This is a genomic window from Mycobacterium sp. 1465703.0, from assembly GCF_001672975.1.
Classification (GTDB): domain Bacteria; phylum Actinomycetota; class Actinomycetes; order Mycobacteriales; family Mycobacteriaceae; genus Mycobacterium.
Map to the genome: position 1 here is coordinate 1 of NZ_LZKU01000266.1, position 22,842 is coordinate 22,842.

Consider the following 22,842-nt stretch of genomic DNA (forward strand, 5'->3'; position numbering starts at 1 on the left):
GGACGCGGGCCTCGTCGGGGGTGATGGTCGCGCACTTGACGCCCACGCCGTGCTTCTTGATGGCATAGGCCGCGTCGATGGTCACCTGGTCGTCGGTGCGGTCGCGGTGCTCGATGCCCAGGTCGTAGTAGTCGAGATCGATGTCGAGGTGCGGCAGGATCAGCATGTCCTTGATGAACTTCCAGATGACGCGGGTCATCTCGTCACCGTCGAGTTCTACGACGCGGCCTATGCCATCAAGAAGCACGGCGTGGGCGTCAAGTGCGCGACCATCACCCCCGACGAGGCCCGCGTCCAAGAGTTCAACCTCAAGAAGATGTGGCTCTCGCCGAACGGGACCATTCGGAACATCTTGGGCGGCACCATCTTCCGTGAGCCGATCGTGATCTCGAACGTGCCGCGGCTGGTTCCGGGCTGGACCAAGCCGATCGTCATCGGCCGTCACGCGTTCGGCGACCAGTACCGGTCGACCAACTTCAAGGTCGACAAACCCGGAACCGTCGCAATCACTTTCACCCCCGCCGACGGCAGCGAGCCGATGGTGCACGAGGTGGTGTCGATCCCCGACGACGGCGGCGTGGTGATGGGGATGTACAACTTCAAGGACTCCATCCGCGACTTCGCCCGCGCCTCGCTGAAGTACGGGCTGAACGCCAAGTGGCCGGTGTACCTGTCCACCAAGAACACCATCCTCAAGGCCTACGACGGCATGTTCAAAGACGAGTTCCAGCGCGTCTACGACGAGGAGTTCAAGGACCAGTTCGAAGCCGAAGGACTCACCTACGAGCACCGCTTGATCGACGACATGGTTGCGGCCTGCCTGAAGTGGGAGGGCGGCTACGTGTGGGCCTGCAAGAACTACGACGGTGACGTGCAGTCGGACCTGGTCGCGCAGGGCTACGGCTCACTCGGGCTGATGACGTCGGTGCTGATGACCGCCGACGGCAAGACGGTCGAGGCCGAGGCAGCGCACGGCACCGTCACCCGGCACTTCCGCCAGTATCAGGCCGGCAAGCCGACCTCCACCAACCCGATCGCCTCGATCTTCGCCTGGACGCGCGGACTGGCGCACCGCGGCAAGCTGGACAACACTCCCGAGGTGACCGAGTTCGCGCAGACCCTGGAAACCGTGGTGGTCTCCACCGTCGAGAGCGGCAAGATGACCAAGGACCTGGCCATCCTGATCGGCCCCGACCAGGAGTGGCAGCAGAGCGAGGAATTCCTCAACTCGATCGCCGAGAACCTGGAAAAGAAATTGGCTAGCTAGCGGGTGGCCGATGCCGGTCGGCCCCGGTGCCGCATTCGTCGATGAAATCGGCGATGGCCGCGGCGACCCGGTCGGGCGCCTCGAACATCGGAACGTGCCCGACGCCGTCGAGCTCGGTGATCTTGGTTCCCGGCGGCAGGAAGTTGGTGAAGTGCCGATTGAATCTGCTCGCGGGCACCACCCGGTCCTTTTCGCACAGCACCAGCTGGACCGGCACCGCGGTGTCGGCCAACTGCAGCAGGCCGGGATCCAGCAGCGACTTGACGAGCAGCTGGAAGTACGCGGGGCAGTGCGCGGCGTCGTCGATGACGACGGCCAGCTGGTCCTCGCTGATGCCGTCCGGCGTCGCCGTGAGCGGCAGAGTCGCCAGCCGCCGGCCGAGCGGCAGCCGACGCACCCGCTCGCCGAACAGCCGCGCCAGCGCCAGGAAGGGCATGCCCGCGATGAACTTGCTGATGACCTCGAACTTCACCGGGCTCCACCGCGTCCAGCCGCCCGCGGCGCCGATGCCGGTCACGCTGCGGGCACGCCCGCGCCGCTCCAGTTCGAAGGCGACCCAGCCGCCCAGCGAGTTGCCCACCATGTGGGCGGTTTGCCAGCCGAGCTGGTCGAGCTGGCGCTCGACATGGTCGGCCAGCACCGAGCTGCTCAGCAGCCAGGTTCCGGCGTAGGGCCCGCCGTTGTGGCCGGCCATGGTCGGGGCGAAGACCTCGAACCGGCCGGTGTCGGCCAGCCGCGGCGCGACCGGTTCCCACACCGTCTGCGACATCAGGAACCCGTGCAGCATCAGGACCGGCTCCCCGGAACCATCGCTGGGACCGAGGTGGATCGGCGAACGGCCCGACGGCGACGCTGAGTGAGCGGAGCTCACGAGGACGGAGCCGAGCAGACGAGATTGCGCATAACCCGACATTAAAGGCGGTACCGCCGGTACCGCAACATGCGGGGTGCCGGGCCGGCCGGTCTGTGCAGGCCCGACGGCCGCGCGTGAAAAGATCGTTGACATCATGAGCACCGCTACCGGATCCAGCCGGATTTTCTCCGGCGTGCAGCCCACCTCCGATTCGCTTCACCTGGGTAACGCGTTGGGCGCCATCACCCAGTGGGTTGCGCTGCAGGACGATCACGACTCGTTCTTCTGCGTGGTGGACTTGCACGCGATCACCATCCCGCAGGATCCCGAGGCGTTGCGGCGGCGCACGCTGGTCACCGCCGCGCAGTATCTGGCGCTGGGCATCGACCCGGCCCGCAGCACCGTGTTCGTGCAGAGCCAGGTGCCCGCCCACACCCAGCTGGCCTGGGTGCTGGGCTGCTTCACCGGTTTCGGTCAGGCGTCGCGGATGACGCAGTTCAAGGACAAGTCGCTGCGGCAGGGCACCGACTCCACCACCGTCGGCTTGTTCACCTATCCGGTGCTGCAGGCCGCCGACGTGCTGGCCTACGACACCGATCTGGTTCCGGTGGGTGAGGATCAGCGCCAGCATCTCGAACTGGCCCGCGACATCGCGGAGCGGTTCAACAGCCGCTTCCCGGAGACGTTCGTGGTCCCCGACATGCTGATTCCGAAGGCCACCGCCAAGATCTACGACCTTCAGGACCCGACCTCGAAGATGAGCAAATCGGCGGCCACCGATGCCGGGCTGATCAACCTGCTCGACGATCCGGCCAAGTCCGCCAAGAAGATTCGCTCGGCCGTCACCGACAGCGAGCGGGAGATCCGCTTCGACACCGAGGCCAAGCCGGGCGTCTCCAACCTGCTGAGCATCCAGTCGGCGGTCACCGGCGTCGGGATCGACACCCTCGTGGAAGGCTACGCCGGAAGGGGTTACGGCGATTTGAAGAAGGACACCGCCGAGGCGGTCGTCGAATTCGTCGCCCCGATCAAGGCCAGAGTCGACGAACTGACGGCCGATTTCGCCGAATTGGAGGCCATCTTGACGGCCGGAGCGGAAAAAGCCAACGATGTAGCGGGGAAAACCGTCCAGCGGGTTTACGATCGGCTTGGGTTTCTTCAACAGCGGAGCTAGAACCGCTTCTCATTGGAGTATGCGATGAGCGAGCCGGCCAAGCCGGGCATATTCGATCGGCTGCGAACCCGGTACGGGTGGATCGATCATGTCATCCGCGCCTACCAGCGTTTCGACGAGCGCAACGGCGGGTTCTTTGCGGCCGGCCTCACCTATTACACGATTTTCGCGTTGTTTCCTTTGCTCATGGTCGGTTTCGCGGTCTTTGGATTCGTGCTGGCCCGGCGTCCGCAATTGCTGAGCACCATCGACGATCACATCCGGTCTCAGGTCTCCGGCACGCTGGGAAATCAGCTGCACGAGCTGATGAACTCGGCGATCGACGCCCGAACTTCGGTCGGTGTCATCGGTTTGGCCACCGCGGTGTGGGCGGGCTTGGGCTGGATATCGCACCTGCGCCAGGCTTTGACGGAGATGTGGTCGGTCTCCCACATCGAGTCACCGGGTTTCGTGCGCGACAAGCTCTCCGATCTGCTGGCGATGATGGGAACGTTCGCGGTGATCGTGGTCACCGTCGCGCTCACCACCGTCGGCCATGCGGCACCCATGGCGGCGCTCCTGAAATTGCTTGGCATACCACAGTTTGTGGTGTTGGACTGGCTGTTCTGGCTGTTCTCCATTTTGATCGGCACGCTGGTGTCGTGGCTGCTGTTCACCTGGATGATCGCCCGGCTGCCGCGCGAGAAGGTCAGCCTGGTGGACTCGATGCGGGCCGGGCTGATCGCGGCGACCGTGTTCGAGGTGTTCAAACAGGTGGCGTCCGTCTATCTCAAGACCGTGCTGCGCAGCCCGGCGGGCGCCGCCTTCGGGCCGGTGCTGGGGTTGATGGTATTCGCTTACATCACGGCCTATCTCGTGCTGTTCTGCACGGCGTGGGCCGCGACGGCGTCCAACGATCCGCGCAGTCAGCCCGTTGAGCCTCCGGCACCGGCAATCATCGCACCGCACATCCAGATGGATGAAGGACTCAATACCCGCCAGACGCTGACCGCGATGGGGTTGGGGGCCGTTGTGGCGCTGGCATTTTCCCGTCTGGCCCGGTGGCTGCGCTAGCCGGCCAGCTTCAGGCCCGCGACGCAGGCCACGATCCCGCCGATCAGCACCAGCTTGATCAACGACGCCGGCTCGTCGCCGACCAGCATCGCGTAACCCGCCGTGAGCACCGCCCCGACGCCGACCCATACCGCATAGCTGGTTCCGACCGGCAGGGTGCGCATGGCGATCGCCAATCCAGTCATCGAAAGCGCCACGGCGACAAGGAAGATCACTGACGGCCCGAGCCGGGAGAAGCCGTCGGATCTGCGCAGTGCGGTCGCCCACACCGCCTCCAAGATTCCCGACGCAATCAAGATGAGCCAGGCCATCACGCACCTCCATGGCGCCGTCTTGTCGCTGGCCGGGTACGGGCCCCTCGTCCGGTGTCAGGCGCCGACGAGCTCGATGCTAACAAACATCGAGCGGATGGTCCGTCCAGGCGCCGCGCACCATGACCCCCGATACCCCCAAACTGCGGTCCAGCACAACAAGATTGGCGTCATAGCCGGTGCTCAGCGAGCCAACTCGCGCTAGGCCGAGGGCTTGCGCCGGTGTCGTGGACGTCATCTGTACCGCGGCGGCTAGTCCCGCGGCAGTGTGCGCGGCGCGGAAGAGTTGATCCATGGTGGCGGTGCTGCCCGCGATCGTCGATGTCCCGTGCACCCGTGCCACACCGTCGATCACATCGATGTGCACCGCACCGAGCCGGAACGCGCCGTCGGCGCGGCCGGCAGCGGCGATCGCGTCGGTGATCATCGCGACCCGCTGCGCTCCGGCGGCCTCGATCACCGCGCGTATCACGTCGGGGTGCAGGTGCACGCCGTCGGCGATCAGCTCGACGGTCACCCGGGGATCGCGCAGCAGGGCCAGCACCGGGCCGGGCTCGCGATGGTGCAGCGGCGGCATCGCGTTGAACAGGTGCGTGCCGACCGTGGCGCCCAGCGAGATGGCGTGCTGGGTCTGCCGGTAGGTCGCATCGGTATGTCCCACTGCGACAACGACTCCCGCATCCACGAAGTGCCGGATCGCCGCGTCGGTACCCGGCAGTTCGGGTGCCAGCGTGACCATCCGGATGGTGCCCGCCCCCGCGGTCAGCACCGCGTCGATCTCGTCCAACTCCGGGTCGCGCATCTGAGTGCGGTCGTGGGCTCCGCAGTGTGCCCGGCTCAGCCACGGCCCTTCCAGGTGGATGCCGGCAACGGTGCCGCGGGCGGTGGCGTCGGCCAGGGCACGCACCCCGCCGAGTAGTTCGGACGGCGAGGCGGTCACCAGGCTGGCCAGCGTGCTGGTGGTGCCATGCCGCAGGTGAAACACGGCCGCGCCGCCGATGCCGTCGGCGTCGGTATAAGAACCGCCGCCACCGCCGTGCACATGCATGTCGATAAAGCCGGGCACCACAGTGCAATCCGGGAAGTCCCGATCGGCCGGACGCGGCGGCGGTCCGGCCGCGCAGTCCGTGATCCGTCCGCCGCGGCTCTCCAGCCATCCCGGACGGCAGATCTCGCCGTCCAGGACCATGGTGCCCGCGGCGATCACTGCCATCGGCCGCCGTTTTCCCAGAAGTGGCGGATGTCCTCGAGCTGGCGGCCCTTGGTCTCCGGCGCGTACCGGTAAACGAAGATCAACGCGACCACCGCGAGCGCCGCGAACACCGCGAAAGTCCCTGCGCCGCCCAATGAATGGAGCAGGCTTAGGAATACGGCGGCGATGATGGCGTTAGCTACCAGGTTGGAGGTCAACATGGTGCTGGATCCCAGTGAGCGTAGCCGGGACGGGAAGCTTTCGCTGGCGTACACCCAGCCCAGCGAGCCGAAACCCATGGTGTAACCGATGATGAACAGCAAGATCCCGGCGAATCCGGCGAGCGCGCCACCGAAGCCCTGGCCGAAGACGGCCATCAGCACCACATCGGCGACGATCATCATGGCGGTGCCGCACAACAGGATTGGTCGCCGGCCGACCCGGTCGACCAGCAGCAGCGCCGCGCCGACGGCCGCCAATCCGGCGACCTGAAGCAGGGCCGGCAGCCCCAGCAGCGCGAAATTGCCGGTGAATCCCATGGCCTGGAAGATCCGTGGGCTGTAATAGATGATCGCGTTGATGCCGGTGATCTGGATCAGAAAGCCGAGAACGACAACGAACGCGGTGGCCCGCAGATACGGGGGCCGCAGCATCTCGGAGAAACCACCTTTGGCGCCGGGGGCGGCTTCGCTCAACGCGCGGCCGATCTCGGCGAGGTCGTCGTCGACGCGCGCGGTCGGTTCCACTTGCAGCAACGCCCGGCGAGCGTCGTCCATCCGCCCCTGCAACACGTACCATCGGGCCGTATCGGGCATCCGAATCACCAACGGCAGCAACATCAATGCGGGCACGCAGGCCAGACCCAGCATCCACCGCCAGCTGTGGGTGCCGGCCAGCAGGTAACCGGTCAGATAGCCGACGATCAGCCCGCTGACGATCGCCAGCTGATAGGCCGTCAGCAGTGAACCGCGCACCGCCGCGGGAGCGGTTTCCGCCACGTACACCGGCACCACCACCACAGTCACGCCGATGGTCAGGCCCAGCAGCAGCCGGGCCGCCAACAGCATCGGCAGCGAGACCGAGAACGCAGCCAGCAACGCGAAAACCGCGTAGGCGGACAGGATCAGCACCACCGACTTCTTGCGGCCGATCACATTGGCCAGCACCCCGGCGCCGAGCGCCCCGACGATCTGGCCGATCACCACCGTCGTGGTCAACAGCTCCTGTTGGCGGGTGGACAGTCCGAAGTCCTCGGTGACGAACAACTGCGCCCCGGCGATGATGGACAGGTCGTAACCGTAGATGACGCCCACGCTGGCGGCGGTCAGCCCAACCAGCAGTCCGCGCCGCAACGTGGTGGGCACGGTGCTCAGCGGTGTTGTGGTCGTCGGTTCATCGAGCGTGCGGCCATGATCAAACTAAACACGATGACAGTCCCGATGACTCCCACACCCACCCGGATCGGCATGGCGTTCGCCGATGGCATGATCCCGGCCGCGGCGTTATTGGCGAGTTGGTCGGCGACGCTGTCCCCCTTGGCCGGTGCCAGCGACGGGTCGGGCGCGACCAGCGAGCCGACCTGGGTGCCCTGCGGCGTGGCGAAGCCGTAGTCCAGCAGGTGCGCGGCCTGTTCCCACGGTGCGATCGGTTGCCGCGTTCCGTGCAGCAGCACCGCCACCAACCGCCGCCCGTCATGGTTGGCCGCACCGACGAAGGTTTGGCCCGCATCGTCGGTGTAACCGGTCTTGCCGCCCAGGGCGCCGGGATACTTGTAGAGCAGCTGGTTGTCGTTCTCCAGCTCATAGCCGGGGTGGTCGCCGTGGCCGGGGAAGTCGAAGGTCCGCGTCGCGACGATGTTGGCGAATGTCGGGTTCTGCCATGCGTAGCGGTAGAACAGCCCGATGTCGTAGGCCGAGGTGCTCATGCCGGGCGCGTCCAGCCCTGACGGCGACGCCACCCGGGTGTCCTGCCCGCCGAGCTTGGCGGCCAGCACGTTGATCTTCTCCAGCGCTTGCTGCATCCCGCCCAGCTGCATGGCCAGCGCGTGGGCGGCGTCGTTGCCGGAGTGCATCAGCAGGCCGTGCAGCAGCTGGTTGACGGTGAACACGCCGCCTTCCTCGACGCCCACCCTGGTGCCCTCGGCGGCGGCGTCGTCCGCGGTGCCGGGAATCGCCTTGTTCAGGTTGAGCGCGTTGATGGAGGCCATCGCGACAAGCACCTTGATGATGCTGGCCGGGCGGTGGCGTCCGTGCGGATCCTTGGCCGCGATGACCGCGCCGCTGTCCAGGTCCGCCACCAGCCAGGCTTCGGCGGAGACGTCGTTGGGCAACGCCGGTGTGTTCGGCGCGGCGACGATGCCGCAGCTGCCCAGCGCGTCGCCGCCGACCGGCTTTGCCGGCACCGCCAGCGGGACCGGGGGATCGCCGGCGGTGGGGGCCTCCGACGAATCCACCGCTTTCGGGGTGTTCACCTTGTACGGGCACTCCGGGAGCGCGGCATTGGGTTCGGGCGCGGGGTCGGCCGTCGCCAGCGGCAAGGCCGCGGGCGCCGCCAGGGGGGCCGGGGCGGCCATCAGGAAAATCGCCGCTGCCAGGCAGGATGCGGTGCGTATCAGGGTCATCGTCTGTGCACAGTAAGCGATCGGCGGCTCGAATCCGGGGAGCCGCGCTGTGACTGGTGAGACGGAAGTTACTGAGCGGCGCTGGCGGGACCGCGATACGCTGGGCCCCGCGGTCAGCCCGAAAGCCACCCACCGCACCGGATTCGGAGGGTTTTGTCATTTCAAGCGATCGGTTTTGGTCCGCTTGGCGGCGCAATCGCGGGGCGGACGCTTCGCCCGGTGCCGGCCCGCGAGCGCTGAACGATCTGCTCAAGCAGGTCGAGAAGGCAATGCAGGTGCGACGTTCCGGGCTCGACCAGGTGCTGGCGGAGCTGAAGCTGCACCGTGACGCCACCACCGACGCCGAGCTACGGTCGGCGCTGGCCTGGCTGTGCAACGCCGTGACGCGGTTCGGCCGCAACCCGACCGCCACGCACGTCCGCGAGGTGATGATGGCGGCCGACGCCGTCCGGCGGGCACCCGCCGGCTAGCGAGGTTTACAGCGCGGTACCGGCCAGGTCCACGTGGGCCAGGGCCGGAAAGTTGATCGTGCTCATCCAGAGCCTGCCGGCCGCCTCGACCAGGCCGGTGACGGAGCCGAAGTCCGGATGCGCCGTGCGCAGGCCGGCGACCGCCGCGCCGCTGTCCGGATCGAACGCGACGGCCCAGATCTCCGGCTTGATTTGCGGTTGCAGCCGCTCGGGCAGCCGCCACACCACCTTGCGGATGATCGGGGCGCGCGGGAACAGCGATTCCAGCGCCCGACTCGCCTCGGTGACCATCGCTACCCAGATGCGGCCGTCGCCGCCGGTGGACACGTTGTCGGGCATGCCGGATAGGTGCACTGCCAGCGGTGTCACCGTTCCAGCCCTCGGCCCGGTCAGCCAGTACTTGGACAGCCGGCGCGCCACCGTCTCGGCGAAGACCAGCGCCGACCCGTCGGCCGTGGCCGTCACCCCGTTGGCGAAGTACAGCCCGTCCACCAGCGTGGTGACCGTGCCGTCGGTGCCGAGCCGGTACAGGCCGCCGGTCCCGCGTGCCTCCACGATGGCGGCGGGGTAGTGCTCAAAGTGATAGTCGCTCGTCGACTCGGTGAAATAGATTGTGCCGTCGGCTGTTTCGGTGACATTGGAGCAGAACTTGAGTCGCCTGCCGCCGACCGATTCGACGAGCACGTCGAGCGTGCCGCTCTGCGGGTGCAGCGCGAGCAACCCGCGATGGCTGTCGCAGATCAGCAGCCGGCCGTCGCGGGCGACGTGCATTCCGAGCGGCCGCCCGCCGGTGTCGGCAATAACTTCGGGGATGCTCGCGCGGCCGCCGTCGGGGGAGATCCGTACGATGCGGCCGTCCTCGAGGCCCGTCCACAGGTGGCCGGCCGCGTCGACGACGACGTCCTCGGGCCCGTTGCCGGGCAGCGGGACGACGGTGACGCCGGGCGCCGGCATGTCGGGCAGCTTCTCGACCGGCGGCGGCTGCCACCGCACGGGGTGAATACGTGGTTTGCGCGCCATGCCGACGACTTTAAAGCCACGCCTCGGACTCCTGGGTCAGCACCTCGCGCATGATGGCCTCGATGGTGTCGAATTCGGCTTGACCACTGATCAGTGGTGGCGCCAATTGAATGACCGAATCGCCGCGGTCGTCGGTGCGGCAATACAGCCCGGCCTCGAAGAGCGCCGAACCGACCCGGGCGAGCAGCGGTCGGCGTTCGGAGTCGCTGAACGTCTGCTTGGTCGCCTTGTCCTTGACCAGTTCCACGCCGTAGAAGAAACCCTCGCCGCGCACGTCGCCGACGATGGGCAGGTCGTAGAGCTTGTCCAGGGTGGCGCGGAAGGCGGGAGCGGTTGTCTTGACGTGGTCGTTGAGGCCCTCCCGCTCGAAGATGTCCAGATTGGCCAGCCCGACGGCGGCCGAAACCGGATGGCCGCCAAAGGTATACCCGTGCGGGAACATGGTGGCGCCGTCGTTGAACGGCTCGAACAACTTCTCGCTGGCGATCATCGCGCCGATCGGTGAGTAGCCCGACGTCATCCCCTTGGCGCAGGTGATCATGTCGGGCAGGTAGCCGAAGTCGTCGCAGGCGAACATCGACCCGATCCGGCCGAACGCGCAGATCACCTCGTCGGAGACCAGCAACACGTCGTATTCGTCGCAGATCTGCCGTACCCGCTCGAAATAGCCTGGGGGAGGCGGGATGCTGCCACCCGCGTTCTGTACCGGCTCCAAGAACACCGCGGCCACCGTGTCGGGGCCTTCGAACTCGATGGCCTCGGCGATCCGGTCGGCGGCCCACTGCCCGAAGGCTTTCAGGTCGGTGTGAAACGGTTCCGGCGCCCGGTAGAAGTTGGTGTTGGGCACCCGGAAGCCCCCGGGCGTCACCGGCTCGAACGGTGCCTTGTAGCGCGGCAGCCCGGTGATCGCCAGCGCGCCCTGGGTGGTGCCGTGGTAGGCGACCGACCGCGAAATCACCTTGTGCTTGCCGGGTTTGCCGGTGAGCTTGAAGTATTGCTTGGCCAGCTTCCAGGCCGTCTCGACGGCTTCGGTGCCGCCGGTGGTGAAGAACACCCGGTTCAGATCACCCGGTGTGTAGCCGGCCAGGCGCTCGGCGAGCTCGATCGCGGTAGGGGTGGCGTACCCCCACAGCGGAAAGAACGCCAGCGTGCTCGCCTGCCGGGCGGCGACCTCGGCCAGCTCGCTGCGGCCGTGGCCGACCTGCACGGTGAACAGCCCGGACAGCCCGTCCAGGTAGGCCTTGCCGCGGTCGTCGAAGATGGTGACACCCTCGCCGCGGGTGATGATCGGCGGCGTGATGTCCGGGCCGTGCCGGGCGAAGTGCAACCACAGGTTCCCAGTCATCTTGTTGGTGAGCGTAGCGCTAGGCTCCCCGATATGACCTCAACGCAGGTCGAGGATTTCGAGGCGCTGCGGCCGCATCTCATGTCGGTCGCCTACCGGCTGACCGGCACGGTCTCCGACGCCGAGGACATCGTCCAGGATGCCTGGCTGCGCTGGCATCGGCAGGACGGCCCCATCACCGACCTGCGCGCCTGGTTGACCACGGTGGTGAGCCGGCTGGGGCTGGACCGGCTGCGCTCGGCCGCGCATCGTCGCGAGACCTACACCGGAACCTGGTTGCCCGAGCCGGTGGTCACCGGGTTCGACGGGGCCGATCCGCTGTCCGCGGTGGTGGCCAGTGAGGACGCGCGGTTCGCGGCAATGGTGGTGCTGGAACGGCTGTCTCCCGATCAGCGGGTCGCGTTCGTGTTGCACGACGGGTTCGCCGTGCCGTTCGCCGAGGTGGCTGACGTGCTGGGAACCAGCGAGGCCGCGGCCCGGCAGCTGGCCTCGCGGGCCCGCAAGGCCGTCAACGCCCAACCGCTGCCCATATCACCCGATCCGTCACACGCCGAGGTGGTCGGGAAGCTGCTGGCCGCCATGGCCGCCGGCGATCTGCAGGCCGTCGTCTCGCTACTGCATCCCGACGTGATCCTGACCGGCGATGCGAATGGCAAGGCGCCCACCGCAATCAACGTCATCCACGGCGCGGACAAGGTGGCCCGATTCTTCTTCGGCCTCGCCGAGCGCTACGGCCCGGCGATGTTCACCTCGTATCAGCTGGGGCTGGTCAATGGCGAACTGGGCGGCTATACGCCCGGCTGCCCGGCCAGCGACGGGTACCGCGAGATGATGCCGCGAATCATGGCCGCCACGGTGCGCGATGGAAAGGTCTGTGCGCTATGGGATGTCGCCAATCCGGATAAATTCACCGGCTCGCCGCTGGGTCGATAGCCCAGGGAACCCGGCACGCGTCACCGGAATTGAAGCCCTGCTCGGTGATGCCCAGCGCGGTGTTCATCCGTGCCCGCATGTTCTCCACCCCGATCTGATAGGTCAGCTCGATCACGCCGGCATCGCCGAAGCGGGCCCGCAGATCGGCGACCTGCTCGTCGGTGACGGTGTGTGGATCGGTGGTCATCGCGTCGGCGTAGGCGATGGCGGCGCGCTCGTCGTCGCTGAAAAGCGGTGAAGTTGCGTAATTTTCTATGTCCACGAGCCGCTTTATGTCCAGGCCGTCCAGGCGCTGCAGCATGGACCCGAAATCGACGCACCACGAGCAACCGACGGTGCGCGCGGTCCACAACACCGCCAGTTCGCGCACGCTGACCGGCAGCGTTTTCGACGCCTTGTCCAGCATGGTCTCGTGCACGGCGCCGGCGATCATCAGCCCGCGGTGGTGCGCAGCAACGGTGAACGGTTCAGGCACTTGGCCGTAGCGCCGCTTGGCGATCCGGTACATGGCCCGGGTCAACAAACCGGCGCGCTTCGGTGGCAGGGGCTCGATGCGGGTTTTCTGTGTCATGCCCCCTAGACGAGATGGAGACGCGATGTGTGACGAGCGTCGTGAGCAGTGGTTTCCCGGTTAGGGGCCGGGGTACCCGTTTCTCAACCTCGCCGGCCAACCGGTACGGCAGGTAGCGAGAGGGTGAGGAGCAGTTATGACCTCTCAAAATGATCAACAGTCGGAAAACACGCGGCTGGAGCACTTCGACGATCCTGAACTGGGCAGCGGCGCGCGCGACACCGGGTCGGATACTCCCGAGCACGGCACCGCGGATCGTCCGGTCGGAACCGTGGACGAAGACGCGAATCCGCCTACCAGCGATCCGAGCGCGTCGGATGTCTACGGCGGCACCGGTGAGTTACCTCCGCAGGACACTGGCAGCGCAATCCCGCCCTACGAGGGACGCCGAGAAAGTGCGGCGACTGACACCCAGGGCACGGGCGGCGCGACGGTTCCGGCGGCGGACGCCGAGTTCAAGTCGGCCAGCCCATCGGAGACACCCGGCGGCGCGACTCAGTCCCCGGCGGACGAACAACCCGCTTCAGAAATGCCAGAATCCGATCTTGACGACGACCGCGTCGGGCCGGCACACGTAGCGGGAACCCGTACCGGCGAGTCCAAGCCCTGACCCGACCTCGCGCCGGCGCGAAGCGCCTAGCGCGAGAACATGATTGCGCGCTTGACCTCTTGGATCGCCTTGGTGATCTGAATGCCGCGCGGGCAGGCCTCGGTGCAGTTGAACGTGGTGCGGCACCGCCACACGCCGTCGACCTCGTTGAGGATGTCCAGGCGCTCGGCGGCGGCCTCGTCGCGGCTGTCGAAAATGAAGCGATGCGCGTTGACGATCGTCGCCGGGCCGTAGTAGCTGCCCTCGTGCCAGAAGATCGGGCAACTTGTGGTGCACGCCGCGCACAGGATGCACTTGGTGGTGTCGTCGTAGCGGGCGCGGTCGGTGGGGCTCTGAATGCGTTCGCGGGTCGGCGGGTTGCCGGTCGTGATCAGGTACGGCTTCACCGCGCGGTAGGCGTCGAAGAACGGCTCCATGTCGACAATCAGGTCCTTCTCCACCGGCAGCCCACGGATCGGCTCCACCGTGATGGTCAAGGACTTGCCCGGCTTTTTCGGCAGGAGATCGCGCATCAGCACCTTGCACGCCAGCCGGTTGACGCCGTTGATGCGCATGGCGTCCGAACCGCACACCCCGTGCGCGCAGGAACGCCGGAAGGTCAGTGTCCCGTCCAGGTAGCTCTTAATGTAGATCAGCAGGTTGAGCATCCGGTCGCTGGGCAGGCACGGTACCCGAAAGCTTTGCCAGCCACCGGTTTCCGCGTAGGCGTCGGGTTGGTCGGGATTGAACCGGGCGATCTTGACGGTCACCATCACAGCCTCGTCGGGAATCGCCGGCAACGGCGGTTCCAGGCTGGTCTCGACCTCGGGTGCCTCTTCTGTCCCGACGCTCTCGGTCATCAGTACTTCCGTTCTTTGGGTTCGTAGCGCGTCTGCACCACCGGCTTGAAGTCCAACGCGATGTCGCTCAGCAGATCGGTGCCCTGCTTGTAGGCCATGGTGTGGCGCATGAAGTTGACGTCGTCGCGGTTGGGGTAGTCCTCGCGGGCGTGGCCGCCGCGAGACTCCTTGCGGTTGAGCGCCCCGACCACGGTGACCTCGGCCAGCTCCAGCAGGAAGCCCAGCTCGATGGCTTCCAACAGATCGCTGTTGAATCGTTTCCCCTTGTCCTGCACGCTGATCCGGGCATAACGTTCCTTCAGCGCGTGGATGTCGGTGAGCGCCTGCTTGAGAGTCTCCTCGGTGCGGAACACCGCGGCGTTGTTGTCCATCGACTGCTGCAGCGCGTTGCGGATGTCGGCGACCCGTTCGTTGCCGTGCTCGCTCAAGATGTCGCGTACCCAGCCGACGACCATCGCCTCGGGCTCCGGCGGCATGTCGACGAAGTCGTGGCCCCGGGCGTAATTGGCCGCGGCGATGCCGGACCGCCGGCCGAACACGTTGATGTCCAGCAGCGAATTGGTGCCCAACCGGTTGGCGCCGTGCACCGACACGCACGCGCACTCGCCGGCGGCGTACAGCCCCGGCACCGTAGAAGTGTTGTCCCGCAACACTTGTCCGGTGACCGTGGTGGGGATTCCGCCCATCACGTAGTGACACGTCGGATAGACCGGCACCAGCTCGTGCACCGGGTCCACCCCCAGATAGGTGCGGGCGAACTCGGTGATGTCGGGCAGCTTGGCCTCCAGCACGTCCTCGCCGAGGTGACGGACGTCGATGTAGACGTAATCCTTGTTGGGCCCGGCGCCGCGTCCCTCCAGCACCTCGAGAACCATTGAGCGGGCGACGATGTCGCGTGGTGCCAGGTCGACGATCGTCGGGGCGTAGCGCTCCATGAACCGCTCGCCGTCGGCGTTGAGCAGCCGGCCGCCCTCGCCTCGCACCGCTTCCGAGATCAGGATGCCCAGACCGGCCAGGCCGGTCGGATGGAATTGGTGAAATTCCATGTCTTCCAACGGGAGTCCCTTGCGGAACACGATGCCGATGCCGTCGCCGGTCAGCGTGTGCGCATTGGAGGTGGTCTTGTACATCCGGCCAGAACCACCGGTGGCCAGCACGATCGCCTTGGCGTGGAAGACGTGGATTTCGCCGGTGGCCAACTCGTAGGCGACCACACCGGTCGCCACTGGCCCGCTCGGCGTCTGGGTGAGCACCAGGTCCAGCGCATAGAACTCGTTGAAGAACTGCACATCGTGCTTGACGCAGTTCTGGTACAGCGTCTGCAGGATCATGTGACCGGTGCGGTCGGCGGCGTAACAGGCGCGCCGCACCGGGGCCTTACCGTGGTCGCGGGTGTGCCCGCCGAACCGGCGCTGGTCGATGCGGCCCTCGGGGGTGCGGTTGAACGGCATCCCCATCTTTTCCAGGTCCAGCACCGCGTCGATGGCTTCCTTGCACATGATCTCCACCGCGTCCTGGTCGGCCAGGTAGTCGCCGCCCTTCACCGTGTCGAAGGTGTGCCATTCCCAGTTGTCCTCTTCGACGTTGGCCAGCGCCGCGCACATGCCGCCCTGGGCGGCGCCGGTGTGGCTGCGGGTCGGGTAGAGCTTGGTCAGCACCGCGGTGCGCACCCGCGGGCCCGCCTCGACGGCGGCCCGCATGCCGGCACCACCCGCGCCGACGATCACCACGTCGTACCGGTGTTGCTGGATCAATCGAGTCAGCCTCCCTGGATCAGGAAATGTTGGGGTCGAAGGTCAGCAGCACGTAGCTGCCCAGCACCAGCGTGAATCCCATGGACAACAGCAGCAGACTGTTGAGCCAGAAGCGGGTGCTGTCCTTGCGGCTGTAGTCGTCGATGATGGTGCGCAGGCCGTTGCCGCCGTGCAGTTGTGCCAGCCACAGCAGCGCCAAGTCCCAGAACTGCCAGAACGGCGATGCCCAGCGCTGCGCCACGTAGTTGAAGTCGATGCGGTAGACGCCGTTGTCCCACATCAGCATGATGAACAGGTGGCCGATCGCCAGGACGAACAGCGCGATCCCGGAGAACCGCATGAACAGCCAGGCGAACTTCTCGAAGTTCGGGATGCCCGAACGGCGCCGTGGCGAGCGGGGATTGTCCAGGCTGGCCGGACGATCGTGGAAGCGTTGTCTGACCGGGGCGACTTCGCCGCGCCCCAGCTGCAGGTCGGGACCGCTCATCGGAAGTGCTCCATCATGTGGATGACGGTCACCACGCCGGCCGGAACCATCAGCAGCAGGAACACGACGCCGACGATCCAGAACATCAGCCGCTGGTAGCGCGGGCCCTCGGACCAGAAGTCGATCAGGATCACCCGGATCCCGTTCAGGCCGTGAAAGAGCACCGCGGCGATCAGGCCGTATTCCATCAGTCCGACGATCGGCATCTGATAGTCGTGGATCACCGCGTTGTAGGTTTGCGGGCTGACCCGCAGCATGGCGGCATCCAGGACGTGCACGAACAGAAAAAAGAAGATCGTCGCGCCGCTGATCCGATGCAGCACCCACGCCCACATGCCGGGGTCACCCCGGTACAGCGTGCGCGGTGGCCTGCGTTTGCGTGATGGAGCCGATGCCGGTGCCGCCGGATCCGCGGTTGTCGGTTGCGTAGTCACCCCAGTCCTCACCGCCTTCTGCCGACGTGCAACGACAGTCACGCCGAGCACTTGAGCTTAGCTCGGACACGGGGTGCCTTGCGCCGCTGTCCGTCAAGCGAAATGCCGTTTTGCGGCTAGGGTGACTGTCGGAATCGGCGATGGGTGAGCGGGGTTTCCTTATGCCTGAGATCGACTGGAATACGTTGCGGAACAAGGCAATAACTGTGTCTTCGAGCGCCTATGCGCCGTATTCGCGATTCCCGGTGGGGGCGGCCGCGCTGGTCGACGACGGCCGGGTGGTCACCGGCTGCAATGTGGAGAACATCTCATATGGCCTTGGTCTCTGTGCCGAATGCGCCGTGGTGTGCGCCCTGCATTCCGGCGGCGGCGGCCGCCTGGTCGCGCTGGCGTGCGTGGACGGGCGGGGATCGGTGCTGATGCCCTGCGGGCGGTGCCGCCAGGTGCTACTGGAACACGGCGGCCCCGAGCTGCTGATCGACCATCCGGGCGGGCCGCGCCGGCTCGGCGATCTGCTGCCGGACGCGTTTGGCCCCGACGACCTGGCTCGGGGGCGCGGCTGATGAACCCGGCGTTCGACGCGCCCACGGTGATCCGGACCAAGCGTGACGGCGGCCGGTTGTCCGACGCCGCGATCGACTGGATCATCGGCGCCTATACCGAGGGCCGGGTGGCTGAAGAACAGATGGCGGCGCTGTTGATGGCGATCCTGCTGCGCGGCATGGATCGCGGCGAGACCGCTCGGTGGACTGCTGCGATGCTGGCCTCGGGAGAAACGCTCGACTTCAGCGACCTCCGGCTGACCACGGTGGACAAACACTCCACCGGCGGGGTGGGGGACAAGATCACCCTGCCGCTGGTGGCCGTCGTCGCCGCCTGCGGCGCGGCGGTGCCACAGGCGTCGGGCCGTGGGCTGGGCCACACCGGCGGCACCCTGGACAAGCTGGAATCCATTGCCGGCTTCACCGCCGAGCTCTCCAACCAGCGGGTGCGCGACCAACTGCGCGACGTCGGCGCGGCCATCTTCGCCGCCGGCAACCTGGCCCCGGCCGACGCCAAGCTGTACGCCCTGCGCGACATCACCGCCACCGTCGAGTCGCTGCCGCTGATCGCCAGCTCGGTGATGAGCAAGAAGCTGGCCGAGGGGGCCGGTGCACTGGTGCTCGACGTCAAAGTCGGTTCCGGGGCATTCATGGCGACCGAGGCGCAGAGCCGCGAACTGGCGCACACCATGGTCGAGCTGGGCGCGGCGCACGGGGTGCCCACCCGCGCGCTCCTGACCGACATGAACCGCCCGCTGGGCGCCACCGTCGGCAATGCCCTGGAGGTCGCCGAGTCGCTCGAGGTGCTGGCCGGCGGCGGCCCGCCCGACGTGGTCGAGCTGACGCTGCGGCTGGCCCAAGAGATGCTCGAGCTGGCCGGGATCGAGGACCGCGATCCCGCCGACACCCTGCGCGACGGCACCGCGATGGACCGGTTTCGCCGGCTCGTCGCCGCCCAGGGTGGCGATTTGTCGGTGCCGTTGCCGATCGGCCGGCATGCCGAGACCGTGACCGCTGCCCGGGGCGGCACAATGGGCGATATCGACGCGATGGCAGTGGGTCTGGCGGCTTGGCGGCTGGGTGCGGGTAGGTCCCGTCCGGGCGAACAGGTGCAGTTGGGCGCGGGTATCAGGATCCACCGCCGCCCCGGCGAGCCGGTCACCGCCGGTGAGCCGTTGTTCACCCTCTACACCGACACCCCGGAGCGCTTCGGCGCCGCGCTCGCCGAGCTGGACGGCGGGTGGAGCGTCGACGCTACTGCGGCGCGGCCGGATTCACGGCCGCTGATCATCGATCGGATCGTCAAATGAGCGCACCGCTGGGGCTGGAGCAGATCAGGAAAGCCCCCAAGGCCCTGCTGCACGATCACCTGGACGGCGGCTTGCGGCCGTCGACGGTGCTGGACATCGCCGGGCAGGTCGGGTACGACGGGCTGCCCGCCACGGACGTCGAGGAGCTGGCGACCTGGTTTCGCACCCGTTCGCACAGCGGCTCGCTGGAGCGCTATCTGGAGCCGTTTTCGCACACCGTGGCGGTGATGCAGACGCCGGAGGCGCTGCATCGCGTCGCCTTCGAATGTGTGGAGGATCTGGCCGAGGATTCGGTGGTCTACGCCGAAGTTCGGTTTGCACCCGAGCTGCACATCGACCGCGGCATGTCGTTCGATGCGATCGTCGATGCGGTGCTGGCCGGATTCGCCGACGGCGAGAAGGCTTGTGCCGCAGCGGGACGTCCCATTGTGGTGCGCCTGCTGGTGACCGCGATGCGGCACGCGGCGGTGTCCCGGGAGATCGCCGAGCTGGCAATCCGGTTCCGGGACAAGGGAGTCGTCGGTTTCGACATCGCCGGCGCCGAGGCCGGCAACCCGCCGACCCGGCACCTGGATGCTTTCGAGTACATGCGAGATCACAACGCCCGCTTCACTATTCATGCCGGTGAGGCCTTCGGGCTGCCGTCCATTCATGAGGCGATCGCCTTTTGCGGCGCCGACCGGTTGGGGCACGGGGTGCGTATCGTCGACGACATCGAGGTGTCCGACGACGGCCAAGTCCGGTTGGGGCAACAGGCATCGATCTTGCGGGACAAGCGAATTCCGCTGGAACTATGCCCCAGCTCGAACGTGCAGACCGGTGCCGTCAACAGCATCGCCGAGCACCCGTTCGATCTGCTGGCCCGCACCCGGTTCCGGGTGACCGTCAACACCGACAACCGGCTGATGAGCGACACCTTCATGAGTCGCGAAATGCACCGGCTGGTAGAGGCTTTCGGCTACGGGTGGAGTGACCTGGAGCGCTTCACCATCAACGCGATGAAATCCGCGTTCATCCCGTTCGACGAGCGGTTGGCGATCATCGACGAGGTGATCAAGCCGCGCTATGCCGTGCTGATCGGCTAGACCTCAGCCCGCCGTTAGATGTGCCCGGGCGTCCCGATGGAAGGCTCGGACGGCGGCTCGGGCGCCACCGGCATGGCTGGCGGGGCCATCGGCGGCTCAGGTGCCATGGCGGGCTCAGGCGCTGGTGGCGGGGCCACCGGCTCAGGTGCCGCCGCAGGTTCAGCCGCTGGCGGCGGGGCGTACGGGCCTCCCGCGCACACCGGATCGGTGGGCATGCTGATGCAGCTGGCATCCGCCGGACCGGTGGGTGGACCGGCATACGGTCCGCCCTGGCACTCGGCCAACTCCGGCATGCCCACGCATCGGGGATCGGATGGATTGGTGGGAAGTCCGGGACTGGGATTGTCTTGCGGCGCAACGGGTGTGCGCGCAAAGCCGGGCATCGCGTTCGCCGGAATGGCCGCACCCGTCGCAGCGAATGCGATAAGCGCTACGGCCACAGTCGCTCTCGTTATCGCTTTCGTCATGGTGCCTCCTCGATGCAGACCCGGCGCGTTTCACCGGGGGTCATCGATCAGTCTGCTCCACGACCAGCAAATCCGGTAGCCCATAACGGGTCCGGCCCGACGGAGAGCCCCATGGCACGCACCGTGCTGGCCAGGTGCGTCTGCACCGCTCGTAGCGCGCGCGGTAAATCGCCGTCGCGCAAGGCTTCGGCAATGCCTCGATGCTCGGCCAAGATCGTGGCCACCCGATCCGGTTCGCGCAGTGCCGATACGCCGATCATCCGCATCTGACGGTCGCGCAATGTCGAGTAGAAATTGGCCAGGATGGCGTTGCCCGACTCTTCCAGCGTGACGGCGTGGAAGGCGCGGTCGCATTCCAGGAATCCCCGCCAGTCGGCCGCCGCCGCGGTGTCGCGCTGGCGCTGCAGTTCGCCCGATTGCCGGTCGAAGACCACGGTGCGCACGGCCGGGCCACGGGCGATCACCTGGCCGGCCGCGAACTGCTCGAGCACCAGCCGGGCCTGAATGACCGCGCGCACCTCGTCGGGCGAGACCGGAACCACCAGCGCGCCACGCTGCGGATACAGCCGCAACAGTCCCTCGGCCTCGAGCCGTAGGAACGCTTCGCGCACCGGGGTGCGTGACATTCCCAGCGCGGTGGCGACGTCGCCTTCGCTGATCAGCTCGCCGCCGGGAAGTGCACCGGTGAGCACCTGGGTCTTGACGTAGTCGAGTGCGCGGTCCTTGGCCGTGGCCGGCCGGGGTTTTTGTGCCGCCATCGCCACCGCCCTTGTAGCTCAGTCGTATCTCACGCGTGGTCATGACCGTACACCGCAGCCGCTAGCTGCGCGGATTGACACTGAGATACGAGATAAATACTATTCATATACAAGAGATACCCAAGTGCTGAGGGAGGCCGCAGATGCCCGCGACGCAGATATTGACCCCCAACCTGGACCCGACGATCCCGGCGCCGATGATCAACGTGGCCGAGTACGGGTTCGAGGGCCGGTTCGAAGAATGGGCGCAGCAGGCCGAGTACTTCGAGTACTCCAAGGCGGCGAACCCGATAGCGTCCGGACATGTCCCGCCGGTTCCGATGAAGCGGTTCGAGCCCGAGCTCTACCTGGATGCTCCGACCGGCGTGATCCCGCTGGATCTGTCCGACGAGCTGGGCATCGACACCGGCGCGGCGACGAGCCCGGCGTTGTTGGCCAACTTCGTCAGCATCCGCGCCAAAGAACAGATCGACACCAGCCCCAACGCCACCTCACAGCTGTACTACGTGCTCTACGGGCGCGGCTTCGCGGCGGTCAACGGGCAGCTCGTCGAGTGGGAGAAGGGCGACTTCGTGACGCTGCCCGCCGGCAGCCGGTCGGTCTTCTACGCCAGCGCCGATACGGCCATGTATTGGGTGCACGACGAGCCGCTGATGCGCTACCTGGGCGCCGAAGCCACCCAGCCGCGGTTCCGCCCGACCAAGTTCCGCCGCGCCGACGCGGTGGCCAAGCTCGACGAGATCGCCGCGCGCCCCGGAGCCAACGAGAAGAGCCGGGTCAGCGTGCTGCTGGCCAACGCCAACCAGGAGCAGACGCTGACCATCACCCACGTGCTGTGGGCCATGTTCGGCGTGCTGCCGCCCAACCAGGTGCAGCGCCCGCACCGGCACCAGTCGGTTGCGCTGGATCTCATCCTCGATGCGCCGGCGTCCGGTTGCTACACGCTGCTCGGTACCCGCCTGGACTCCCGCGGTGACATCGTCGACCCGATCCGAATGGACTGGCGGGCCGGTTGCGCCTTCACCACCCCGCCGGGCATGTGGCACGCCCATTACAACGAGACGGACGAGCCCGCTCACCTGATCCCCATCCAGGACGCCGGACTGCACACCCACCTGCGCAGCCTGGACATCAAGTTCACCCAGCGGCGCGATCTCGACGCCGGCTAATCCTCCGGCCGCGGCCCATGCACCGCCGGAGTTCGGCGCATAGGGTGGCTGGACATGAAGGTGCCCCTGCTGGGACCGGTCTCGCTGACCGGCTTCCAGAACGCCTGGTTCTTCCTGGTGCTGCTGATCGTGCTGTTGGTGATCGGCCTCTACGTCGTGCAGCAATTCGCCCGCCGTCGCCGGGTGCTGCGCTTCGCCAACATGGAGGTGCTGGAGCGGGTGGCGCCACCGCGGCCCAGCCGGTGGCGACACGTGCCGACCATCCTGCTCGCCACCTCGCTGGTGCTGCTGACCACCGCCATGGCCGGACCGACGTCCGATGTCCGCATCCCGCTCAACCGCGCCGTCATCATGCTGGTGATCGACATGTCGCAGTCCATGCGCGCGACCGACGTCGAACCCAACCGGCTCAAGGCCGCCGAACAGGCCGCCACTCAGTTCGCCGGCCAGCTCACCCCCGGCATCAACCTCGGCCTGGTCGGTTTCGCGGGCACGCCTTATCTGCTGGTGCCGCCGACCCCGCAACATCAGGCGACCATCGACGCGCTGAAGAAGCTGGAGTTCGCCGACAGCACCGC

Annotated in this window: 23 protein-coding genes, 3 pseudogenes and 1 riboswitch; of the genes and pseudogenes, 11 read left to right on the top strand and 15 right to left on the bottom strand. The window is 67.1% G+C overall.

All coding sequences use genetic code 11. From position 1 onward, the window contains the following. Positions 1-199 (bottom strand): annotated as a pseudogene (locus tag A5625_RS29355) (isocitrate/isopropylmalate family dehydrogenase); the annotation flags it as partial. Between A5625_RS29355 and A5625_RS25140 the strand changes: the two are divergent. Beyond that, a pseudogene (locus tag A5625_RS25140) lies at positions 143-1,267 on the top strand (NADP-dependent isocitrate dehydrogenase); the annotation flags it as partial. The pseudogenes A5625_RS29355 and A5625_RS25140 sit on opposite strands and share 57 nt — an antisense overlap. Here A5625_RS25140 and A5625_RS25145 read toward each other — a convergent pair. Continuing rightward, a complete protein-coding gene (locus A5625_RS25145; RefSeq protein ID WP_067000746.1) occupies positions 1,260-2,057 on the bottom strand; it encodes an alpha/beta fold hydrolase in 798 nt (265 codons plus the stop codon). The pseudogene A5625_RS25140 and the gene A5625_RS25145 overlap by 8 nt on opposite strands. A gap of 217 nt (positions 2,058-2,274) precedes the next feature. Here A5625_RS25145 and trpS point away from each other — a divergent pair, with 217 nt between their 5' ends. Further along, positions 2,275-3,294 (top strand): tryptophan--tRNA ligase, encoded by a 1,020-nt coding sequence (gene trpS, locus A5625_RS25150; protein ID WP_067000749.1) that lies wholly within the window; start codon positions 2,275-2,277, stop codon positions 3,292-3,294. Between the two features lie 24 nt (positions 3,295-3,318). Next, entirely contained in the window at positions 3,319-4,347 is a 1,029-nt protein-coding gene (gene yhjD / locus A5625_RS25155) for an inner membrane protein YhjD (RefSeq protein WP_067000695.1), read from the top strand. On the opposite strand, the gene A5625_RS25160 is transcribed toward yhjD, so the two are convergent. From A5625_RS25160 to A5625_RS25175, 4 genes are all read right to left on the bottom strand, one after another. Then, positions 4,344-4,658, bottom strand: a complete 315-nt coding sequence (locus A5625_RS25160; RefSeq protein WP_067000698.1) for a multidrug efflux SMR transporter — start codon at positions 4,656-4,658, stop codon at positions 4,344-4,346. The two genes, yhjD and A5625_RS25160, sit on opposite strands and share 4 nt — an antisense overlap. An 11-nt stretch (positions 4,659-4,669) precedes the next feature. Then, a riboswitch (guanidine-III (ykkC-III) riboswitch) is annotated at positions 4,670-4,732 on the bottom strand. 5 nt (positions 4,733-4,737) lie between these two features. Next, entirely contained in the window at positions 4,738-5,871 is a 1,134-nt protein-coding gene (gene nagA / locus A5625_RS25165; protein WP_067000701.1) for an N-acetylglucosamine-6-phosphate deacetylase, read from the bottom strand. Next, complete coding sequence (locus A5625_RS25170; RefSeq protein ID WP_067000704.1) at positions 5,862-7,214, bottom strand: sugar porter family MFS transporter; 1,353 nt, start codon at positions 7,212-7,214, stop codon at positions 5,862-5,864. Before A5625_RS25170 ends, nagA begins: the two co-directional genes overlap by 10 nt. Before the next feature lie 5 nt (positions 7,215-7,219). Beyond that, positions 7,220-8,470: a D-alanyl-D-alanine carboxypeptidase family protein gene (locus A5625_RS25175; RefSeq protein WP_067000707.1), complete on the bottom strand. Its 1,251-nt coding sequence runs from the start codon at positions 8,468-8,470 to the stop codon at positions 7,220-7,222. A gap of 269 nt (positions 8,471-8,739) precedes the next feature. Between A5625_RS25175 and A5625_RS25180 the strand changes: the two genes are divergently transcribed. Then, a complete protein-coding gene (locus tag A5625_RS25180; RefSeq protein WP_232003819.1) occupies positions 8,740-8,940 on the top strand; it encodes a hypothetical protein in 201 nt (66 codons plus the stop codon). Positions 8,941-8,946: 6 nt separating this feature from the next. Here A5625_RS25180 and A5625_RS25185 read toward each other — a convergent pair whose 3' ends face one another. Then, positions 8,947-9,960: an SMP-30/gluconolactonase/LRE family protein gene (locus A5625_RS25185; RefSeq protein WP_067000708.1), complete on the bottom strand. Its 1,014-nt coding sequence runs from the start codon at positions 9,958-9,960 to the stop codon at positions 8,947-8,949. A gap of 10 nt (positions 9,961-9,970) precedes the next feature. Beyond that, complete coding sequence (locus A5625_RS25190; protein ID WP_082984549.1) at positions 9,971-11,338, bottom strand: aspartate aminotransferase family protein; 1,368 nt, start codon at positions 11,336-11,338, stop codon at positions 9,971-9,973. Here A5625_RS25190 and A5625_RS25195 point away from each other — a divergent pair, their 5' ends adjacent. Beyond that, positions 11,339-12,238 (top strand): sigma-70 family RNA polymerase sigma factor, encoded by a 900-nt coding sequence (locus tag A5625_RS25195; RefSeq protein WP_067000712.1) that lies wholly within the window; start codon positions 11,339-11,341, stop codon positions 12,236-12,238. Here the strand turns inward: A5625_RS25195 and A5625_RS25200 are convergent. Beyond that, positions 12,213-12,860: pseudogene (locus tag A5625_RS25200) on the bottom strand (carboxymuconolactone decarboxylase family protein); the annotation flags it as partial. The gene A5625_RS25195 and the pseudogene A5625_RS25200 overlap by 26 nt on opposite strands. 85 nt (positions 12,861-12,945) lie before the next feature. On the opposite strand from A5625_RS25200, the gene A5625_RS25205 reads away from it, so the two are divergent. Further along, a complete protein-coding gene (locus tag A5625_RS25205; RefSeq protein WP_082984550.1) occupies positions 12,946-13,419 on the top strand; it encodes a hypothetical protein in 474 nt (157 codons plus the stop codon). Positions 13,420-13,445: 26 nt separating this feature from the next. On the opposite strand, the gene A5625_RS25210 is transcribed toward A5625_RS25205, so the two are convergent. Genes A5625_RS25210 through sdhC form a run of 4 tightly spaced genes read right to left on the bottom strand, consistent with a single transcriptional unit; the run spans position 13,446 to position 16,834 of the window. Next, a complete protein-coding gene (locus A5625_RS25210) occupies positions 13,446-14,258 on the bottom strand; it encodes a succinate dehydrogenase iron-sulfur subunit (protein WP_067000716.1) in 813 nt (270 codons plus the stop codon). Continuing rightward, positions 14,258-16,012 (bottom strand): succinate dehydrogenase flavoprotein subunit, encoded by a 1,755-nt coding sequence (gene sdhA / locus A5625_RS25215; protein WP_067000718.1) that lies wholly within the window; start codon positions 16,010-16,012, stop codon positions 14,258-14,260. The genes A5625_RS25210 and sdhA overlap by 1 nt, the downstream gene beginning before the upstream one ends. 19 nt (positions 16,013-16,031) lie before the next feature. After that, entirely contained in the window at positions 16,032-16,499 is a 468-nt protein-coding gene (locus A5625_RS25220; RefSeq protein WP_067000720.1) for a succinate dehydrogenase hydrophobic membrane anchor subunit, read from the bottom strand. Further along, complete coding sequence (sdhC, locus tag A5625_RS25225; protein WP_067000723.1) at positions 16,496-16,834, bottom strand: succinate dehydrogenase, cytochrome b556 subunit; 339 nt, start codon at positions 16,832-16,834, stop codon at positions 16,496-16,498. Before sdhC ends, A5625_RS25220 begins: the two co-directional genes overlap by 4 nt. A 260-nt stretch (positions 16,835-17,094) precedes the next feature. Between sdhC and A5625_RS25230 the strand changes: the two genes are divergently transcribed. Genes A5625_RS25230 through A5625_RS25240 form a run of 3 tightly spaced genes read left to right on the top strand, consistent with a single transcriptional unit; the run spans position 17,095 to position 19,870 of the window. Then, complete coding sequence (locus A5625_RS25230; RefSeq protein ID WP_067000726.1) at positions 17,095-17,496, top strand: cytidine deaminase; 402 nt, start codon at positions 17,095-17,097, stop codon at positions 17,494-17,496. Further along, the gene (locus tag A5625_RS25235) at positions 17,493-18,785 is read left to right on the top strand and encodes a thymidine phosphorylase (protein ID WP_156748548.1); all 1,293 of its coding nucleotides are present in this window, start codon (positions 17,493-17,495) and stop codon (positions 18,783-18,785) included. Before A5625_RS25230 ends, A5625_RS25235 begins: the two co-directional genes overlap by 4 nt. Beyond that, positions 18,782-19,870 (top strand): adenosine deaminase, encoded by a 1,089-nt coding sequence (locus A5625_RS25240; protein ID WP_067000733.1) that lies wholly within the window; start codon positions 18,782-18,784, stop codon positions 19,868-19,870. Before A5625_RS25235 ends, A5625_RS25240 begins: the two co-directional genes overlap by 4 nt. A gap of 14 nt (positions 19,871-19,884) precedes the next feature. Here the strand turns inward: A5625_RS25240 and A5625_RS29360 are convergent, their stop codons facing one another. Together A5625_RS29360 and A5625_RS25245 are read right to left on the bottom strand one after the other, a co-directional pair. Further along, positions 19,885-20,310 (bottom strand): hypothetical protein, encoded by a 426-nt coding sequence (locus tag A5625_RS29360; protein WP_156748540.1) that lies wholly within the window; start codon positions 20,308-20,310, stop codon positions 19,885-19,887. Positions 20,311-20,384: 74 nt separating this feature from the next. Further along, positions 20,385-21,095 carry a GntR family transcriptional regulator gene (locus A5625_RS25245; RefSeq protein WP_067000737.1) on the bottom strand — a complete coding sequence of 237 codons (711 nt, stop codon included), beginning with the start codon at positions 21,093-21,095 and terminating at the stop codon, positions 20,385-20,387. A 143-nt stretch (positions 21,096-21,238) separates the two neighbouring features. Here A5625_RS25245 and A5625_RS25250 point away from each other — a divergent pair, with 143 nt between their 5' ends. Continuing rightward, on the top strand, positions 21,239-22,264 hold the full coding sequence (locus A5625_RS25250; RefSeq protein WP_067000740.1) for a cupin: 1,026 nt from the start codon (positions 21,239-21,241) through the stop codon (positions 22,262-22,264). Between the two features lie 54 nt (positions 22,265-22,318). Further along, positions 22,319-22,842: VWA domain-containing protein (locus tag A5625_RS25255; RefSeq protein ID WP_156748542.1), on the top strand; the 524-nt coding region annotated here is incomplete at its 3' end.

What these genes read in the sequence shown, in the direction of transcription:
- trpS (WP_067000749.1), top strand. Translation starts at nt 2,275, where the DNA reads ATGAGCACCGCTACCGGATCCAGCCGGATTTTCTCCGGCGTGCAGCCC.
- yhjD (WP_067000695.1), top strand. Translation starts at nt 3,319, where the DNA reads ATGAGCGAGCCGGCCAAGCCGGGCATATTCGATCGGCTGCGAACCCGG.
- A5625_RS25160 (WP_067000698.1), bottom strand. Translation starts at nt 4,658, where the DNA reads ATGGCCTGGCTCATCTTGATTGCGTCGGGAATCTTGGAGGCGGTGTGG.
- nagA (WP_067000701.1), bottom strand. Translation starts at nt 5,871, where the DNA reads ATGGCAGTGATCGCCGCGGGCACCATGGTCCTGGACGGCGAGATCTGC.
- A5625_RS25175 (WP_067000707.1), bottom strand. Translation starts at nt 8,470, where the DNA reads ATGACCCTGATACGCACCGCATCCTGCCTGGCAGCGGCGATTTTCCTG.
- A5625_RS25180 (WP_232003819.1), top strand. Translation starts at nt 8,740, where the DNA reads ATGCAGGTGCGACGTTCCGGGCTCGACCAGGTGCTGGCGGAGCTGAAG.
- A5625_RS25185 (WP_067000708.1), bottom strand. Translation starts at nt 9,960, where the DNA reads ATGGCGCGCAAACCACGTATTCACCCCGTGCGGTGGCAGCCGCCGCCG.
- A5625_RS25195 (WP_067000712.1), top strand. Translation starts at nt 11,339, where the DNA reads ATGACCTCAACGCAGGTCGAGGATTTCGAGGCGCTGCGGCCGCATCTC.
- A5625_RS25205 (WP_082984550.1), top strand. Translation starts at nt 12,946, where the DNA reads ATGACCTCTCAAAATGATCAACAGTCGGAAAACACGCGGCTGGAGCAC.
- A5625_RS25210 (WP_067000716.1), bottom strand. Translation starts at nt 14,258, where the DNA reads ATGACCGAGAGCGTCGGGACAGAAGAGGCACCCGAGGTCGAGACCAGC.
- A5625_RS25220 (WP_067000720.1), bottom strand. Translation starts at nt 16,499, where the DNA reads ATGAGCGGTCCCGACCTGCAGCTGGGGCGCGGCGAAGTCGCCCCGGTC.
- sdhC (WP_067000723.1), bottom strand. Translation starts at nt 16,834, where the DNA reads ATGTGGGCGTGGGTGCTGCATCGGATCAGCGGCGCGACGATCTTCTTT.
- A5625_RS25230 (WP_067000726.1), top strand. Translation starts at nt 17,095, where the DNA reads ATGCCTGAGATCGACTGGAATACGTTGCGGAACAAGGCAATAACTGTG.
- A5625_RS25240 (WP_067000733.1), top strand. Translation starts at nt 18,782, where the DNA reads ATGAGCGCACCGCTGGGGCTGGAGCAGATCAGGAAAGCCCCCAAGGCC.
- A5625_RS25245 (WP_067000737.1), bottom strand. Translation starts at nt 21,095, where the DNA reads ATGGCGGCACAAAAACCCCGGCCGGCCACGGCCAAGGACCGCGCACTC.
- A5625_RS25250 (WP_067000740.1), top strand. Translation starts at nt 21,239, where the DNA reads ATGCCCGCGACGCAGATATTGACCCCCAACCTGGACCCGACGATCCCG.